The 371-nt window shown below is 37.7% G+C and carries 1 protein-coding gene; it reads right to left on the bottom strand.

Annotated elements, in window-relative coordinates:
- Positions 1-142: 142 nt before the first annotated feature.
- A partial coding sequence (locus tag AB4653_RS28340) for a hypothetical protein (RefSeq protein WP_372105959.1) occupies positions 143-371 on the bottom strand: 229 nt, incomplete at its 5' end.

Here is a 371-nt window from a genome sequence, read left to right as displayed (position 1 = left end):
GGGGGAATCCATGTAGCCGCGTTAAGTGGTGAGCAACGCCACCACAAAACTCAATTTGGACGCCGTAAACACTGAACTAAACCCAAACCCAAAATGCCAAGCGTGGGGAATCACTCTTAAATTGTTTGTTAGCAGTTTATACTTACACCACCTGTTTTTCTTTCAGTAAGTCTAAGTTACCTTTAAGGATTGACGAGAAGTCTGTTAATCGGTGATAAATAACCGTACCGTGACTTTTCATAGATTTTGAATCAGATGGATTGCAAGCTACTAACTTTTCCAATAAATCGGATAATTCATTACAAAACTTGTCTATTTCCGAGTAATAACCATCAAAAAGGATTTTATTCTTCCTCAAAGTAGTGATGAAA

Source organism: Vibrio sp. 10N.222.48.A3, assembly GCF_041475345.1.
GTDB lineage: Bacteria > Pseudomonadota > Gammaproteobacteria > Enterobacterales > Vibrionaceae > Vibrio > Vibrio tasmaniensis_A.
Note: the sequence above shows the minus strand (reverse complement) of the source record. Positions and strands in the feature narration are given on the sequence as shown.